We start from the raw sequence: 18016 nt of genomic DNA, 5'->3' as shown, positions 1-18016 counted from the left end.
ATGCGACAAAAATTACTAGATTCAATCAAAAAGCATGTGGATAGCGAATACCCAAATGAAGCTTGTGGATTCATTATTGATACGGGAAAAAAACAGATCTATCTACCTTGTAAAAACATTTCAGATAATCCAAAAGCGCATTTTTTAATATCACCAGAAGAACAGATAGCTGCAGAAAAACAAGGTGAAATTATCATGATTATTCATTCTCATCCTGATGTTACGTCACTGGTTCCGTCAGAGTTTGACCGTATTCAATGTGATTATACAGGTATTGAATGGGGAATAATGTCTGCTCCTGATGGTGACTTTTGCACAATATCGCCACGAATAAATCGAGATTATACAGGACGGCAATGGTTGCTTGGTCACGCTGATTGTTGGTCATTAATAATGGATTATTATGATCGTGAATATGGGATTAAATTAAACAATTATTCAGTGCCTCGAGAATGGTGGGATAGTGGCAAAGAGCATCTTTATGATGATAATTGGCAAGCAGAAGGATTTGTTGAAGTCGGTCTGAATGATATGAAAGTCGGAGACATGATTATGATGCGCATTGGTTCGCAAGTCACAAATCATGCTGCTATTTATGTGGGTGATAATCTTATTTTACACCACCTGTACGGTCAATTATCTACACGTACACCTTACGGTAAATATTTTAGAGATAGAACTGTTCGCATTGTGCGGCATAAGGAGTTATTGAATGCTCAGTAAGTTAACATTGAAAGGTGCAATGGCAAGGCAATTTGGAAAAAAGCATACGTATGACGTAAACAATATCCGAGAATTGCTACGCGCACTTTGTGCGACAATAAAAGGATTTGAAAAATATATGAGTACGGCTCATTTAAAAGGCATTAAGTTTGCCTTTTTTGTGGATGGAAAAAATATTGGAATTGATGAGTTTGATATTAATGTTAATGGCAAAAATTATGTGATTATGCCGATAGCTCAAGGTGCAAAAAGTGGTGGTTTATTACAAGTTGTGATCGGAGCTGTTGCTTTGGTTGCTGCATTTTTCACTGCTGGAGCATCACTAGCCGCATGGAGTGCAGCGATGGCAGCGGGAACACTATCCGTTACGTCTATTTTAACCAGTATTGGTATTAGTATGATGTTAGGAGGGGTTGTTCAATTATTAACTCCTCAACCCAAATTTAATGCAGGAGGAGCATCACATACCGAAAATAAACCTAACTATGGTTTTGGAGCGCCCGTTAATACCAATGCGGTAGGATATCCTGTTCCTGTTTTATTGGGTAACCGTGAAATTGGTGGCGCAGTGATTAACGCGGGTATTTATTCAGAAGATCAACAATAGGTGGATTATGCAATTAATAGAAGGTCAAAAGGGCGGTAAAAAAAAGCAACATAGACCTTATGAACAACCCGATAATTTGCTTTCAACAGCAAAGCTCAAAGTGCTTTTAGCATTAAGTGAAGGGGAAATTCAAGGCGATCTAACAGAACAAAATATATTCATTGATAATACTCCACTAGCCAATCTCGATGGTACGCGTAATTTTAATGGTGTTGCATGGGAATTCCGTAATGGTGCTCAAACGCAAGATTATATTCAAGGAATACCTGAGATAAGTAATGAGTTAAAAGCCGCTTTTACAGTAAAATCTGACAATCCTTGGATACGATCATTTAGTAATCTAGAATTAGATGCCATAAGAATCAAATTAAGTTTACCAAGTCATTTACATTATAAAGAAAATGGTGATACGGTAGGAACTGTTACCAAGTATACTATTGACTTATCAACAGATGGCAGTGCGTTTGAAACGGTTATTCATGGTGAATTTAATGGAAAAACTACTTCAGAATATCAGCGGGATCATCGCATCAATTTACCAAATGCATTAGAAGGGTGGACTATACGTGTTAGACGACTAACACCTGATTCAAAATCGAATAAATTGATTAATGCGTTTAGTGTTTTTTCATATGCGGAAATTATTGACAGTAAATTACGGTATCCTAATACCGCTCTACTTTATATCGAGTTAGATGCTAGCCAATTTAATGGTTCTATTCCTAAAATTAGTTGTAAACTGAAAGGGAAAATTGTTCAAGTACCCGACAATTATGATCCAGTAAACAGGACCTATTCAGGCACTTGGACAGGTGGATTTAAAATGGCATATACCAATAATCCTGCTTGGCTTTCTTATTATTTGATGCGTGATGAGATAGCAGGTATGGGGGTCAGAATTGATTCAACAATGCTTGATAAATGGTCAATTTATCAATTAGGTCAGTATTGTGATCAAATGGTACCGGATGGTCGAGGTGGCATGGAACCTCGCTTTGCTTGTAATGAATATATACAAAGTCAAGAAGAGGCTTATAACGTTCTAAAAGATTTAGTGGCTTCATTTCGGGGCATTATATTTTGGGGGAATGATCAGATCTGTTTAACCGCAGATATGCCGCAAGATGAACCAGATTTTATCTATCATCCTTCTAATGTTATTGGCGATTTTACCTATTCTGGTGGTTCATATAAAAATCGTTATACATCCTGTTTAGTTGCATATTCTGATCCTAACAATCATTATTGTGATGATGTTGAGGCTGTGTGGGACCATGACTTGATGCGTCGTTATGATGTCAATGTCATGAAATTAACAGCGATAGGTTGTACTTCGCAAGCTGAAGCGCAACGACGTGGACGTTGGGCTTTACTTTCTAATGCAAAAGATGAAGTGATCACATTTTCGGTGGGACTCGATGGCTATATTCCTTTACCTGCGCGAATTATTGGGATTGCTGACCCTTCTCGTTCTGGCAAAGAAAATGGCGGGCGTATTCACGCCGTTGAAGGGCGAAAAATCACATTAGATAGAGCCGTTGAATATGATGTGGGCGATCGGTTAGTCCTTAATTTACCGGATGGCACTGCGCAAAGCCGAACGATTAGAGCGATTAGTACAGATAAAAAAACACTCACTGTTACGTCTAATTATAAACTGACACCAGTTGCTGGCGCAGTGTGGTGTATTGATAGTGATAATATCGCTATTCAGTTTTATAGAGTAACCTCAATATCATCGTCTAATGAGGGTCAGTTTACAATTACGGCTATTCATCATGATCCAAATAAATTCAAATATATAGATCAAGGTATACGATTAGAGTCAAAACCCATAACAGTCACTCCACCAAGTTCAGTTTCATCCCCCAAAAATATTGTTTTATCAGAAAGTAGTTATATATCTCAAGGCCTGTCGGTGGCATCATTACAAGCTTCTTGGGATGTGGTAGAAGGTGCGACAAACTATATTGCTCAATGGAGAAAAGATAATTCGTCTTGGATTAATATTGGGCGAACTAATGGAACGAATTTTACCGTCGAAGGTGTTTATACTGGTGTATATGAAGTTCGAGTACGAGCAGTAAATGCGATTGATGCTTCTTCACCCTGGGCTTATTCACAAGCCAAAGCAATCATAGGAAAAGTTGGTAAACCTGACAGACCAGTAGACTTTACTGCTAGCGAAAATGTGGTATTTGGTATTGACCTTAATTGGTCGTTTCCAATTGGAAGCGAAGATAGTAGTTACACAGAAATTCAATATAGTACGACTGAAAATGAAGAAAATGCCCTGCTATTAAGCAATGTTAGTTACCCAACTTGCAATTATTCTCAGACCGGGTTAGCTATAGGTCAACAGTTTTTCTACCGTGCTCGCCTTGTCGATAAAATTGGTAACATCAGTGATTGGACAGATTGGGTTAGAGGTGTTTCAAGTACCAATACTAACGATTTGACAGACCATATTTTTGAAGAAATAAAAGAAACAGACGCTTGGCAATCTCTTGTCGAATCTGCTGATAATGCTGCTATTAATTCAATAGCGAATGCAAAATCCATTATTGAAAATGCACTGGCTATAGATGCTGAGACAAAACAGCGCAGAATTGAAAACGGCAACTTATCCGCTGAAATTCAAGAAACCCATTCAGCGTTATTAACTGAGAAAGCAGCAACAGCCATTGCTTTAAAGGAGTTGAATTCAAAATACGGTAGTATAAATAGCAATCTATCAGAATTAAAACAGACAACCGCTGAACAAAATGCCGCAACTGCCAAATCAATACAGGCAATTAAAACAAAAGTTGGAGATGTCTCTACCACCATTTCAGATGTCAGTGAAACGGTAAACAATTTAAATGGTAAAGTTTCAGCTCATCGTACAATGAAAGTTGAAGTAGATGACAAAGGACAACAGTATGTCGCTGGTATGACGATGGGGGTTGAAAATACTGAACAAGGAATGCAAAGTAATGTCATTTTTCTTCAAGATCGTTTTTCAATCATGAACTCAGCCAATGGGAATCCTCAAACAGTCTTTACGACACAGGGTAATCAAGTTGTCATTAATGATGCAGTTATTGGTGATGCTTCAATAACGAACACGAAAATTGGCAATGTTATTGAATCAAATAATTTTAGAGAGGGTGTATCTGGTTGGCAATTATCTAAGCATACAGGAACATTGAAAGCCATTAATGCTGACATTTCAGGGAGACTGCGTGCCACATCAGGAGAGTTGAATAATGTTGTAATTAATGAAAATTGTCAGATCAAAGGTAAATTAACAGTCAACCAAATCGAGGGTGATTTTTTAAAACTTTATACTTTGAAATTTGGGGAAATTTTAACAATTCCATCAACTTATTTTGAAAGGACCGTTATTTCCACTCAAATAACACTTATAGCAACAGGAACTGGTACAAAAGAAGATCTAATCGAGATGTCAGTATATAAAAATGGACAAAAGATTTTTGCCAGAACAGCGATAGCAAGCTATAACCGGCAAAACATTGTTACAGGAAATTTTTCTTTCAAAATTCCTGCATGGGAAATAACAACACTTGAAATAAAATCAAGAAATTGGGGTTTGAATAAACCACGAGTTCCAGAAATTTCATTATTCGCGATGAAATCATAAAAGCCGATAAATTTTTTAAAAAACTAATAAATCATTGTTAACTTTTTAATATAAGGATATTTATGTCATGGTATAAATCTGGCTCTGTTAACATAGAACAGGGTAGTAAAATAATTACAGGAATTGATACTAAATGGGCAAATCCATTAATTGGCGTTTGTTCAGGTCAAATGTTAATATTAAAAACAAAAAATTCTATAGAAATATGTGAAATAGCTTCTGTTCAATCTGATACGCAATTGACTTTGGCAAATGAATACAATGGTGAAACAAAAGCTGGGGTGAATTACGAAATACCAACATCGCCTAAGGTATCTATAGAAGCGTTAGCATTGAGAATATCAGAAATGTTAAATTATTATCAAACTCAACTTGATGCATGGCAAATGATTCTAACCAGTGATGATGAAGTGACTTTAACCGCTCCAGATGGTCAGCAAGTAACTATAAAATCGCAATATGCAATTTCAAATGAGTTTTTTGAGCTATTAGAACAGAGCAGAGGTTACACTGAGCTATCTGCACATAATGCTGCCAATGCTAAAAATGCAAGCTCTTTAGCTGCTAATAGTGCAGAGTTGGCTAAAAATAATGCTGATAATGCCAATAAATCAGCCGATTTAGCAAATAAATATGTAACAGTTGTGAGGAGTTTGATTAAACAATCAGCAGAGAACGTTACAGAATCTCAAACATCAGCAGATAACGCTGCCAAATCGGCTTTAGACGCTAAAAATGCTGCATTATCGATAAATGGCTCGAATTTTATACAAAAAACAGGCATAGAACATCAAGCTATTAATGGTTCGTTAGACGTTAATCAATTAACAATAAATGGTGAAAAAGTATATTCAATAATTAATAAACCCATAGCAGATGATATTGGTGCCTTACCTGTTAATAAAATCGTTTTAGATGGTGTGCCTATCTATTTAATTGATCATCATGTTGTATTAAAAGATACTATTGGCGATCAACGTCTGATGCCATTTAGACGTAATGAATTGCCATTTGGTTGGTATTTTAGAAATGGAGATAATTTCCTATTAAATTCACCACAAGGAAAAGTTTTAAATAATCTATCTTATAACTATAAATTTGATCATCGAATTACGATAAAAACTATTAATGGCCAGCAATATATAAACGTCCCGACAGCATTTGCAACAGATGGAAGAGGCTATTTTGAACGAGCGGTTAACGGAACTGCTCGACAAGTCGGTAACATAGAGAATGATGCAATTCGTAATATTAAAGGTTCACTTCCTAATGGAGCGTCTAAAGCAATAATTGGACACGAAAATATTAATAAAGGTGATAGAGATGGAGCAATATCGATTTATCATTGCGATGACGATTGGTTGCAAGTGGGTAACCGGCGCATGAGATGGGCTTTTTTTGATATTGATGCATCAAGAGTTGTCCCTACAGCTAACGAAAACCGTCCATTGAATATCGGTATGACACCTGTAATTTATCTTGGAGTTTAGAATGATCAATTATTATTTTGATAATGCAAATAAATTAAAACCGTACACACACCAATTAGATGCAAATGATGATACATTACCGCCTGATAATGCGCTGCGTATAGCCCCTGAATTTAAAGAGGGTTTTTACCCTTGTGAGAATAATGGTAAATGGACATTAGTAGAAGATCATAGAGACAAAATTATTTATAACATTAAAACTAAAGAGCCAGTAAAAGTAGATTATTTAGGAAAAATCAAAAAAGGATTTACTTTGTTAGAACCATTTGAATTTTGTAAATGGGAACAAAATAAGTGGATATTGGATGAATTACAAAGAAACGATTATATTATTAAACAAAACTTATCAAACATTACAATGTTAGTATCGGAGGCTAATAATGAAATAGAAATTTTAAAAGATAAATTAGAGCTTGATATTGCAACCGATGCTGACAAAAAACTATTAAAAAAATGGAAACTTTATCGTATCCAATTAAAATCGATTGATGCAAATCAACCAAATATTGAATTACCTATCAAGCCTTAATAATATATTTTACAAATTCCATTTGCTTGTCACCTTAAAAAGTGTTTAGCTTTCTAACATAATATTGTTTTATTATAGATCTAGGCTGAAAGCGTAATTATTTCTAATTTATATGGCTATTTTAGAGAATAAGCATAGTTAATAGATATTGTAAAAATATTATATTAGCCTCTTATTTTCAAAATAGTTTTTAGTTTTTGGAAAAGACATCTTAACTATTAGAAAGTTATAATATTTTTTTAAGTATTAATTGATAAATAGCCAAGACCTATCAAAAAAGGTATTGATTTGAATCAAGTCATTATTAAAAAAACACTCTCTATGACTCACTATTATGATTGAGAATGAATAATTGAATATAATAAAATACTTTGATAATATTTCGCGTAGTTAAAAAATTCATAAATGAATTAAAATTAATTCTAAAATGATAGATTATCATAATGAATATATTTAATTTATTTAACTTACTTTCTTCACCCTATATTGCGAATAATTAAATTGTTGAAATAAATGAGTGATACAATTTTAAAGGTTTGTTTAAACACTCGATTTGCGATATTTATTGAGAATAAGATGACCTTCATTGACGAATGATATCTTCCTCTCCTCGATCTTTTGGAGCCATTATGGAAAACTTAAGTACTGTTCAGGACTTTATTCGCTGGACAACTTCACAACTCAGTCAATCAGAAATTTATTTAGGACATGGAACTGATAATCCTATCGATGAATCAAAACAACTTATTTTAGCCAGTTTAGGATTATCATTATCTATTCCTCCCGAATTTTACGCGGCCAATCTGACGGAAGAAGAAAGACAGTTTCTGTTTGATATTATTCAAAAGCGAATTGACGATCGGGTTCCAACTCCTTATTTAACGAATCAAGCGTGGTTTTGTGGACATAGTTTTTATGTTGATGAACGAGTTTTAATACCTCGTTCACCGATTGGTGAATTAATTGATGATCATTTCAAAACGCTACTTACCACACCGCCTCGACATATTTTAGATCTTTGTACCGGTAGTGGTTGTATTGGTATTGCTTGTGCTTATGCTTTTCCTAAAGCGCATGTTGATATCACTGATATTTCGCTTGAGGCAATCGATGTTGCTCAAACTAATATCGACTTGCATGAAATGAACTTTCAAGTTACTCCTATCTTATCGGATCTCTTTAATGATTTGCCGGTTAAACAATATGATCTTATTGTCTCCAATCCGCCTTATGTCGATGAAGAAGATATGAATGATTTGCCAGAAGAATATTTATACGAACCAAAACTGGCGCTGGAAGCCGGATTTGATGGATTGGATTTAGTAAAACGAATTTTGCATGATGCGATTAATTACTTAACTCCCGACGGTGTTCTTGTTTGTGAAGTAGGAAATAGTTGGGTTAGTTTGCAAGAACAGTATCCAGATGTTCCTTTCAATTGGATTGACTTTGAGCGTGGTGGATTCGGGGTATTTTCAATCACACAGCAAGATTTGGTGAAATATCATCACTATTTTAAATAAATTTATGCATTAATCGGGATAAGGTTATTATGTCTGGAAACTCAATCGGAAAATTATTTAAAGTCACAACGTTTGGTGAATCGCATGGTGTTGCATTAGGATGTATTGTTGACGGTGTACCACCGGGATTAGCATTAACTGAATCAGACTTACAAATAGATTTAGATCGCCGTCGCCCAGGCGCCTCTCGTTATACCACCCAACGCCGAGAACCTGATCAAGTTAAAATATTATCTGGTGTATTTGAAGGGGTAACAACTGGTACAAGTATTGGATTAATGATTGAAAATACCGATCAACGTTCGCAAGACTATAGCCAAATAAAAGATATTTTTCGACCTAGCCATGCAGATTACACTTATCACAACAAATATGGGATAAGAGATTATCGAGGGGGAGGGCGTTCTTCTGCTCGTGAAACAGCGATGCGCGTAGCGGCAGGAGCAATAGCCAAAAAATATTTACATGAAAAACTTGGTATTCAAATTCGTGGTTATTTAGCACAAATGGGGGATATTGAGTGCGAATTAAAAGATTGGCAGCAAGTTGAACAAAATCCGTTTTTTTGTGCAGATGAATCGAAACTTGAATCGCTCGATCAATTGCTTAGATCGTTACGAAAAGAAGGCGATTCGATTGGTGCTAAAGTTTGCATTGTGGCTGAAAATGTTCCAGTAGGATTGGGGGAACCTGTTTTTGATAAATTAGATGCTGAACTCGCCCATGCTTTAATGAGCATTAATGCGGTAAAAGGGGTAGAGATTGGCGACGGATTTGCGGTTGTCACTAAACGAGGAAGCGAAAATCGAGACGAAATTACACCAAATGGTTTTTTATCTAACCATGCTGGTGGTATCTTAGGCGGGATAAGTTCCGGACAAACGATAATAGCTAATATTGCCCTTAAACCCACGCCAAGTATTGAAATATCAGGTCGTTCGATAAATGTATTTGGTGAATCGGTTGACGTCTCTACGCATGGGCGACATGACCCATGTGTGGGGATTCGTGCGGTTCCGATAGCTGAGGCAATGGTGGCTATAGTGCTGATGGATCATTATCTTCGTTATCGAGCTCAATGCAGCGAAGTAAATTTATGATGAGCAATCATTTATGAGTGATGAAATACTCGTTTTATTATTTGCGATCGCCATTTTAGCTGGTTTTATTGATTCAATTGCTGGTGGCGGAGGTCTATTAACTGTGCCAGCTTTACTCGCTGTAGGACTGCCACCTGCTAGCGCTTTAGCAACAAATAAACTACAAAGTTGTGGTGGATCTTTTTCCGCTAGTCTCTATTTTATTCGTCAACGCATGGTTGATTTAAAACAGCAAAAGTGGGCGATTGTATTTGCCTTTATTGGTTCTGTTATAGGTACGATTTCAGTCATCCATGTTCAAGCTGAATTTTTAAAACTTTTACTACCCATACTAACTATTAGCGTGGGCATTTATTTTTTACTTTCGCCAAAAGTTGGCGAAGATGATCGTAAAAGTCGTTTCTCTATTATTCAATTTGCACTTATACCTGCTTTGGGAATCGGTTTTTATGACGGATTTTTTGGCCCCGGAGCAGGTTCATTTTACGCTGTGGCTTATATTACCCTTGCTGGTTTTAATCTCACAAAAGCAACGGCAAATACTAAAGTTTTAAACTTCACCTCAAATTTAGCTGGTCTAATCTTTTTTATTTTAGGTGGCGAAGTTGTTTGGTCAATTGGTCTGATTATGTTATTAGGTCAATTTATTGGAGCAAGGGTAGGCGCTAAAATGGTAATCACTAAAGGGCGCAAATTAATCAGACCTATGTTAATCACCGTTTCGACCATTATGAGCATCAAACTAATCTACGAAAATTTTTTTATTTAATGGCAAATAGATAGGAACAAGGATAAGTCAACTTTATTCAAGGTCGATTAATAGGTAATTATCATGATTCATATACATGTTTATTGAATCAAAAAGATGCTATAACTGGTCAGCTAGACAATTTTTAAAGCGGTAGAATCAATTGGCTCTATTCATTAACACACGCAATTACGTTGCAAAATTAATCCTTTCATTTACTCCTTTCACCCATCACTTATAAAACCTGTTAGTCTAGATTTTCAACTCCTCATTCATTTAACTATCCCAATTACATTTCATTTGGTAAACAAATAAATTAAATAGTATTGTGCCTGTATGTCAGATTTAATTTTAAACAATCAGTTAGTGCACATCTGCAAATTTTTGGTATATAGTTAACAAGATATTATCCCGTAATGGGCTTATACGACTAAATAAGTGACGCTATGAAACTACAACAATTACGCTATATTTTAGAAATTGCTCGTTCAGGTTCAATTAATGAAGCTGCAAAAAATCTCTATATTACGCAACCGAGTCTTTCCACAGCAGTTAAAGAATTAGAAGCAGAATTTGGTATTGAAATTTTTGTACGAACGTCTAAAGGAGTCTCATTATCCACTGATGGCGTTGAATTTTTAGGCTATGCGAAACAAGTTTTAGATCAAGCTGAATTATTAGAACAACATTATTCAAAAAAAGTCCCTTCAAAACAACTTTGTAGCATTTCCACTCAACACTATGCATTTGCTGTCAATGCCTTTGTGAATCTCATCAAAAAAAATCATACTGATGAATATGAGTTTACTCTCCGAGAAACCAGAACTTACGATATCATTACCGATGTGGCTAATTTACGAAGTGAAGTTGGGATTTTATATTTAACAGATTTTAATCAAAAAGTGATTCTACGCTTACTGAAAGAACATCGATTGACATTTCATCCGCTATTTGAAGCCCTCCCACACGTATTTATCAGCACCAATCATCCTTTATCATCAATGAAATCGTTAACGTTAAGTGATCTTGAAAATTACCCTTATTTGTCTTTCGAACAGGGGGAATATAATTCATTTTATTTTTCTGAAGAGATTTTAAGTACTGTTTACCATAAAAAAAGTATTCATGTGAGTGATAGAGCCACCTTGTTTAATTTGTTGCATGGGTTAAATGGTTATACGATTAGTACTGGCGTATTAAGTACGGATTTAAATGGGTCTGATATTTTATCCATACCGCTTGAAGTTAATGAAAAAATTTTGATAGGTTGGATTACTTCTCAAAAAGCCCAATTAAGCCTGTCTGCACAAAATTATATTGAAGCATTGAAAAAATTGATTCAAGAAGAGTATGGCTTTGAACTTAAGTAAACTTATAGTTACGTAAATCAAATTGCTATTTTAATAAAATTCAGTATAATTGCGCCCAATTCATATTTATATGAATACCGAGGTTGTCTGAATTAGAGATCGGACATGCCATGTTTTATACTAATTTTATGAGGTTTATTATGTCTCTAACTGTAGAAGCTAAAGCGAAAATCGTAGCTGAATATGGTCGTGGAACTAACGATACAGGTTCAACTGAAGTTCAAGTTGCTCTTTTAACTGCGCGTATTAATGATTTACAAGGTCATTTTTCTGAGCATAAAAAAGATCACCACAGCCGTCGTGGTTTATTACGCATGGTCTCTAGCCGTCGTAAATTATTAGACTATTTACGCCGTAAAGATATCGAACGTTACAACCAATTGATTCAAAAATTAGGCTTACGTCGCTAATCAAAATCTACTTGAAAGAGGCCTAGGCCTCTTTTTCGTTGTTAAAAATTTGAGCTTTGCTATAATGCTCAGCTCGAAAGTAAAATTAATTCGTTTTTGTAAATCAACACATTAAAAGATTGTATCTCATGTTTCGCGCGACTAATGAGAGCTCTATAATTTATAGATCTGTCATTAGTCGTGACAGTGAAATAATCTTTTGTTGATGACCCTACATTGTTGAAATAAAAAATCAATAAGTTGTACTTAAAACTACTGCCTGTCGAGCTTTTCATTTCAACAGCATTATTAACAAGAGGATATTATTTTGTTTAATCCAACATATCAAAAATTTCAATATGGACGTCACACTGTTACTTTAGAAACAGGTATTTTAGCACGTCAAGCATCGGCTGCGGTCATGGTTAATATGGACGATACCGCTGTATTTGTCACGGTGGTGGCTAATAAAAAAGTCAAAGAAGGACAAGACTTTTTCCCATTAACAGTTAATTATCAAGAACGTACTTATGCTGCCGGTCGTATTCCGGGTGGATTTTTTAAACGTGAAGGTCGTCCAAGCGAAGGCGAAACGTTAATTGCACGTTTAATTGACCGTCCATTACGTCCATTATTTCCAGAAGGATTTGTTAATGAAATTCAAATCATTGCAACAGTCGTGTCAGTCAATCCGGATGTTAGTCCAGATTTAGTTGCAATGATAGGTGCTTCCGCTGCACTTTGCTTATCAGGTGTGCCTTTTCATGGTCCAATTGGTGCTGCTCGAGTTGGTTTAATTAACGATGAATTTGTATTGAACCCTTCAGTAAAAGAACTACAAAATAGCCGTTTGGATTTAGTGGTTGCTGGTACGAAAAGTGCGGTATTGATGGTTGAGTCGGAAGCTGATTTATTAAGTGAAGAACAAATGTTAGCTGCAGTCGTATTAGGTCATGAGCAACAACAAGTGGTCATTGATAACATTAATGAATTTGTGGCGAAAGCGAATCGTGAAAAATGGGATTGGGTTCCACCAGTTAAAAATGAAGCATTATATAATGCTGTTTCTGAATTAGCGAAAGATCGTCTAGGTGAAGCTTACCGTATCACAGAAAAACAAGCTCGTTATGCGCAAATTGATCTGATTAAAGAAGATGTGCTAACCTCTTTAAAAGCGCAAGATGAAGAACTTGATGAAAACGAAGTGATGAACATTATTATTGATTTGGAAAGCCAAATTGTTCGTCAGCGCGTTATCGCTGGTGAACCGCGTATTGATGGTCGTGAAAAAGATATGGTTCGGGCACTGGATATCCGTACCAATTTATTACCAAGAGCACATGGTAGCGCCTTATTCACACGTGGTGAAACTCAAGCGTTAGTCACAGCAACATTAGGGACTGAACGCGATGCTCAGATTATTGATGAATTAACTGGCGAATATACTGAACGTTTCTTATTGCATTATAACTTTCCGCCATATTCTGTCGGTGAAACAGGTATGGTTGGATCACCTAAACGTCGTGAAATTGGTCATGGGCGTTTAGCTAAACGTGGTGTAGCTGCGGTCATGCCTAGCCAAGAAGAGTTCCCTTATACCGTACGTGTCGTATCTGAAATTACCGAATCAAATGGTTCATCGTCTATGGCTTCTGTTTGTGGTGCTTCACTTGCCTTAATGGTTGCCGGTGTGCCAATCAAATCATCAGTTGCAGGTATTGCAATGGGATTAGTTAAAGAAGGCGATAAATTTGTCGTATTATCAGATATTTTAGGTGATGAAGATCATCTTGGCGATATGGACTTTAAAGTAGCCGGAACTCGTGAAGGTGTGAGTGCATTACAAATGGATATCAAAATTGAAGGTATCACCAAAGAAATCATGCAAGTTGCCCTTAATCAAGCGAAAGGTGCCAGATTGCATATTTTAACGGTAATGGACCAAGCGATTAATAAACCGCGTCAAGAAATATCTGAGTTTGCCCCACGTATTTATACAATGAACGTTAATCCGGATAAAATCCGTGATATTATCGGTAAAGGTGGCGCAACGATTCGTGCATTAACTGAAGAAACAGGCACAACCATTGAAATCTCTGACGATGGCACAGTTAAAATTGCAGCATCAGATGCGAACAAAGCTAAAGATGCTATGGAGCGTATCAATAATTTAGTTGCTGATGTTGAAATTGGTAAAATTTATACTGGTAAAGTCACTCGAATTGTTGATTTTGGTGCGTTTGTTTCTATTATTGGTGGTAAAGAAGGATTGGTTCATGTTTCTCAAATCGCTGATCACCGTGTCGAAAAAGTAGCTGATTACTTAAAAGTAGGACAAGAAGTCAATGTGAAAGTCCTTGAAATTGATCGTCAAGGTCGAATTCGTTTAAGTATGAAAGATGCAATTGAACCAACAACGGAACATTCACCAATTACTGAATAAAAAATTAATCATTAGGGGTTTTAAAATGAAACTTTTCAACCTGAGGATTGTCTGCTTACTTATAGCTGTTATTCTATTGTCAGGTTGTTCAAGTTCACCGCTCCTTTTGGCTGTTCCTGAGCAAGTTTCGTATAATGATGAATTGAAAATTGCTCAGATTAGCCAACAATTATCCCAAAAAAATATTGATACTGTAACCCGAATGCAGCTTATTTTTGAAAGGGGAATTGTTTATGATTCATTAGGTTTTAAAGCATTTGCGCAAATTGATTTTTCTACCTTATTAGGTTATAGCGCTGACATTCCAGATATTTATAACTTTTTAGGGACTTATGCTTTAAGAGAAGGTGACTTTGATGTTGCCTTAATGTCTTTTAATACAACTTTAGAAATCGATCCAGCTTATGCTTATGCATATCTGAATCGAGCAATCACGTTGTATCGTACAGGTCATTATCAATCTGCTAACCGAGATGCACTTCAGTTTTATCAATATGATGTGAATGAGCCAATTAGATTATTATGGCTTTATCTAATTGAAAATGAGATTGATAAGAAAACAGCATTAAATATGCTACAAGACCGTTATAATCGGTTAAATGATAAATCGATTTATAGTAGCCATATTGTTGCATTTTATTTAGGTAAAATTAATGAATCTAAATTGATGCAAAATCTTCAAGAAGGCGTTGAAAATAATCGGCAATTAGCTGAGCGTCTTTGTGAAACCTACTTTTATTTGGGTAAATATTATCAGAATAAAGGTGATAATGAGCGTGCCAAAATGTTATTTAAATATGCTTTAGCTAATAATATTTATAACTTTGTTGAACATCAACAGGCACTCTATGAAATGAAGTTACTTGAGGAAAAGTAACATGGGTCATGCCAGTTTTAAAAGTGAAAATATTGTTATAGTTTAGTTCTGATTGACTATTAATACTTGTTCAAATTATTGATGAGTCGTTAATTAGTTATATCCTTAATCGGATCAGAGTATTGCGCAAATGTGATATTTGTCCATATAACATTCACAACAATAATCAATTATAGTATCGGTAATTAATTTTTGATGTGAATCGTAAATTTTCAATTTAGTGAGCTGGCATAAATTTATATATAGCTTTCTTTTCAAGGAAATGCAATTAAACATTTAACCATATTGAGATTAATTACTTTATTTCATTAAGCTTAATTGTTTAGCAATTAAAATAGAAAGTTTATATATATGATAAATTTATAAGCGAGTTTACATGACAAATGAAGTTTCTTTTATTGACCTTGGTTTATCCGAGGACATCCTTAACGCATTAAATGATCTTGGTTTTAGCAAACCATCACCCATTCAAGCTGAATGTATTCCACTATTATTAGATGGAAAAGATGTGCTTGGTATGGCGCAAACCGGAAGTGGAAAAACAGCGGCTTTTTCCATTCCATTTTTAATGAACATTGATGCAAGCTTAAAAGCGCCACAACTATTAGTATTAGCACCAACACGTGAACTTGCAATACAAGTTGCTGATGCCTGTTCAGAATATTCAAAATATATGAAAGGGGTGAATGTATTAGCCCTATATGGTGGTCAGCGTTATGATGTGCAATTGCGAGCGTTAAAACAAGGACCGCAAATTGTAGTTGGCACGCCTGGACGTTTATTAGATCATTTAAATCGTAAAACATTAGATCTTTCAAATCTTAAAGGTTTAGTTCTTGATGAAGCCGATGAAATGCTAAGAATGGGCTTTATTGATGATGTTGAAAATATTATGGCTGCCATTCCCGAAGATCATCAAACAGCGCTATTTTCAGCAACAATGCCTGCGCCAATTCGCCGTATCACTAAACGATTTATGCATAATCCAAAAGAAGTACAGATAAAAGGGACTAATCAAGCAGCGCCTGATATCGATCAAAGTTATTGGTTAGTGCGTGGAATGCGTAAAAATGAGGCAATAATACGTTTTCTTGAAGCAGAAGATTTTGATGCTGCAATTATATTTGTACGAACAAAAACAGCAACGCTTGATGTCGCCGAAGTGCTTGAAAAACACGGGTACAGTTGTGCTGCATTAAATGGAGATATGACTCAGCAATTAAGAGAACAAACACTTGATCGATTACGTAATGGTCGTTTAGATATTTTAATTGCAACTGATGTGGCAGCGCGCGGATTAGATGTTGAACGTATTAGTTTAGTTATCAACTATGATATTACCTTAGACTCAGAATCTTATGTTCACCGTATTGGGCGAACAGGTCGTGCAGGCCGTGCAGGTCGTGCAATTTTATTTGTTGATAGCCGTGAACGTCGTTTACTAAAAAATATTGAACAAACAATTAAAAAACCAATCCCAGAAGTGGGCTTACCTTCTAAAGAATTATTAGAAAAACGTCGTTTAGTTAAGTTCAATCAGCAAGTTCAACAACAGCTAGAAAGTAATGATTTAGATCAATATCAAGCAATACTGAGCCAAATCCAAACTGAAAGTGGTGCGGATCTTGAAACGATTGCAACTGCTTTATTAAAACTTGCACAAGGTGAGCGCCCATTAATTCTACCGCCTGATCCAGTATTCAAACCATCTCGTGAAGGTCGTGATCGTGATAATCGTGGTGGTGAACGTCGACTACGAGGCGATAATCGAGAGTCGCCAAAACGTCGGGAACGTCGTGATGTGGGTGACATGGATATGTATCGTATTGAAATTGGTAAAGAGAACGGTATTGAAGTTCGGCATATTGTTGGTGCTATTGCTAATGAAGCGGATATTAGTAGTCGTTATATTGGTAACATCAAACTTTATGAAACCCATTCAACGGTTGAGTTACCAAAAGGAATGCCAAAGAATATCCTTAAACATTTAGAAAAAGTACGGGTACTGAATCAACCAATGAAAATGAGCTTGGTCAGTGGTGCTCAGTCAGATGCTAAACGGGGACGTAAAAGTAACCGAACAGAATCGAACGATAAAAGTTTTGCAAAAAAACGAGGTCGTTCATCTGCACCTAAATTTTAATCATATAACCTCTACCATTTGGTAGAGGTTTTTTTGCTTTTTTTATGATCTAAATCTTTTTAAGATTACCAAAACATTAACTATCTCAATTAAATTCAATCCCAATAACCTAAATTGAACGCCTTTCTGGTTAAACGGATTTGGATTCATAACAAAAGAATACCTTAACAGAACTGAAAAAGGGGCATTTAGTTAACTACAAATTGAATCGTTGATTAGTTGGTGAACGTTACTGACATATCGACAAGATTTATTTTAATTTTCTCAATTTCAAAAAACTCAAATTACAACTCGGATTCTTGATTCCGTTTAGTCAATAACAATGTCGTTTTATCTTTCAAAAAATGTTATCAAAGTAAAGCTATTCTAAATAAATCCTGATGAGAATTTTGCCCTTAGATATGATTGAGAGTATACTACTGTCAATTTAA

Annotated in this window: 13 protein-coding genes; all 13 read left to right on the top strand. The window is 35.5% G+C overall.

All coding sequences use genetic code 11. From position 1 onward, the window contains the following. The gene (locus J3U36_RS00870; RefSeq protein WP_267379125.1) at positions 1–723 is read left to right on the top strand and encodes a C40 family peptidase; all 723 of its coding nucleotides are present in this window, start codon (positions 1–3) and stop codon (positions 721–723) included. Beyond that, a complete protein-coding gene (locus J3U36_RS00865; protein WP_267379128.1) occupies positions 713–1330 on the top strand; it encodes a tail assembly protein in 618 nt (205 codons plus the stop codon). Before J3U36_RS00870 ends, J3U36_RS00865 begins: the two co-directional genes overlap by 11 nt. A 7-nt stretch (positions 1331–1337) precedes the next feature. Then, a complete protein-coding gene (locus J3U36_RS00860; RefSeq protein WP_267379131.1) occupies positions 1338–4973 on the top strand; it encodes a phage tail tip fiber protein in 3636 nt (1211 codons plus the stop codon). A gap of 62 nt (positions 4974–5035) precedes the next feature. After that, complete coding sequence (locus J3U36_RS00855; protein ID WP_267379134.1) at positions 5036–6463, top strand: hypothetical protein; 1428 nt, start codon at positions 5036–5038, stop codon at positions 6461–6463. Between the two features lies 1 nt (position 6464). Beyond that, on the top strand, positions 6465–6992 hold the full coding sequence (locus J3U36_RS00850; RefSeq protein ID WP_267379137.1) for a tail fiber assembly protein: 528 nt from the start codon (positions 6465–6467) through the stop codon (positions 6990–6992). 629 nt (positions 6993–7621) lie between these two features. After that, the gene (prmB, locus tag J3U36_RS00845; RefSeq protein WP_267379140.1) at positions 7622–8515 is read left to right on the top strand and encodes a 50S ribosomal protein L3 N(5)-glutamine methyltransferase; all 894 of its coding nucleotides are present in this window, start codon (positions 7622–7624) and stop codon (positions 8513–8515) included. A 29-nt stretch (positions 8516–8544) separates the two neighbouring features. Next, on the top strand, positions 8545–9615 hold the full coding sequence (aroC, locus tag J3U36_RS00840) for a chorismate synthase (RefSeq protein ID WP_267379143.1): 1071 nt from the start codon (positions 8545–8547) through the stop codon (positions 9613–9615). 13 nt (positions 9616–9628) lie between these two features. After that, complete coding sequence (locus tag J3U36_RS00835; protein ID WP_267379146.1) at positions 9629–10384, top strand: TSUP family transporter; 756 nt, start codon at positions 9629–9631, stop codon at positions 10382–10384. Positions 10385–10809: 425 nt separating this feature from the next. Continuing rightward, positions 10810–11733 carry a LysR family transcriptional regulator gene (locus J3U36_RS00830; protein ID WP_267379149.1) on the top strand — a complete coding sequence of 308 codons (924 nt, stop codon included), beginning with the start codon at positions 10810–10812 and terminating at the stop codon, positions 11731–11733. A 140-nt stretch (positions 11734–11873) separates the two neighbouring features. Continuing rightward, complete coding sequence (rpsO, locus tag J3U36_RS00825; protein ID WP_065559597.1) at positions 11874–12143, top strand: 30S ribosomal protein S15; 270 nt, start codon at positions 11874–11876, stop codon at positions 12141–12143. Positions 12144–12450: 307 nt separating this feature from the next. After that, positions 12451–14565 (top strand): polyribonucleotide nucleotidyltransferase, encoded by a 2115-nt coding sequence (gene pnp, locus J3U36_RS00820; RefSeq protein ID WP_411597146.1) that lies wholly within the window; start codon positions 12451–12453, stop codon positions 14563–14565. A gap of 25 nt (positions 14566–14590) precedes the next feature. Further along, complete coding sequence (nlpI, locus tag J3U36_RS00815) at positions 14591–15442, top strand: lipoprotein NlpI (RefSeq protein WP_267350629.1); 852 nt, start codon at positions 14591–14593, stop codon at positions 15440–15442. Positions 15443–15818: 376 nt separating this feature from the next. Then, a complete protein-coding gene (locus J3U36_RS00810; RefSeq protein WP_267379150.1) occupies positions 15819–17585 on the top strand; it encodes a DEAD/DEAH family ATP-dependent RNA helicase in 1767 nt (588 codons plus the stop codon). Positions 17586–18016 lie beyond the last annotated feature (431 nt).

Origin of the sequence: Gilliamella sp. B3817 (genome assembly GCF_026536705.1) — a bacterium.
GTDB classification, from domain to species: Bacteria; Pseudomonadota; Gammaproteobacteria; order Enterobacterales; family Orbaceae; genus Gilliamella; species Gilliamella apicola_I.
This window is presented reverse-complemented; position numbering and strand designations above follow the sequence as displayed.

What these genes read in the sequence shown, in the direction of transcription:
- J3U36_RS00860 (WP_267379131.1), top strand. Translation starts at nt 1,338, where the DNA reads ATGCAATTAATAGAAGGTCAAAAGGGCGGTAAAAAAAAGCAACATAGA.
- aroC (WP_267379143.1), top strand. Translation starts at nt 8,545, where the DNA reads ATGTCTGGAAACTCAATCGGAAAATTATTTAAAGTCACAACGTTTGGT.
- J3U36_RS00835 (WP_267379146.1), top strand. Translation starts at nt 9,629, where the DNA reads ATGAGTGATGAAATACTCGTTTTATTATTTGCGATCGCCATTTTAGCT.
- nlpI (WP_267350629.1), top strand. Translation starts at nt 14,591, where the DNA reads ATGAAACTTTTCAACCTGAGGATTGTCTGCTTACTTATAGCTGTTATT.
- J3U36_RS00870 (WP_267379125.1), top strand. Translation starts at nt 1, where the DNA reads ATGCGACAAAAATTACTAGATTCAATCAAAAAGCATGTGGATAGCGAA.
- J3U36_RS00865 (WP_267379128.1), top strand. Translation starts at nt 713, where the DNA reads ATGCTCAGTAAGTTAACATTGAAAGGTGCAATGGCAAGGCAATTTGGA.
- J3U36_RS00830 (WP_267379149.1), top strand. Translation starts at nt 10,810, where the DNA reads ATGAAACTACAACAATTACGCTATATTTTAGAAATTGCTCGTTCAGGT.
- J3U36_RS00855 (WP_267379134.1), top strand. Translation starts at nt 5,036, where the DNA reads ATGTCATGGTATAAATCTGGCTCTGTTAACATAGAACAGGGTAGTAAA.
- rpsO (WP_065559597.1), top strand. Translation starts at nt 11,874, where the DNA reads ATGTCTCTAACTGTAGAAGCTAAAGCGAAAATCGTAGCTGAATATGGT.
- J3U36_RS00810 (WP_267379150.1), top strand. Translation starts at nt 15,819, where the DNA reads ATGACAAATGAAGTTTCTTTTATTGACCTTGGTTTATCCGAGGACATC.
- J3U36_RS00850 (WP_267379137.1), top strand. Translation starts at nt 6,465, where the DNA reads ATGATCAATTATTATTTTGATAATGCAAATAAATTAAAACCGTACACA.
- prmB (WP_267379140.1), top strand. Translation starts at nt 7,622, where the DNA reads ATGGAAAACTTAAGTACTGTTCAGGACTTTATTCGCTGGACAACTTCA.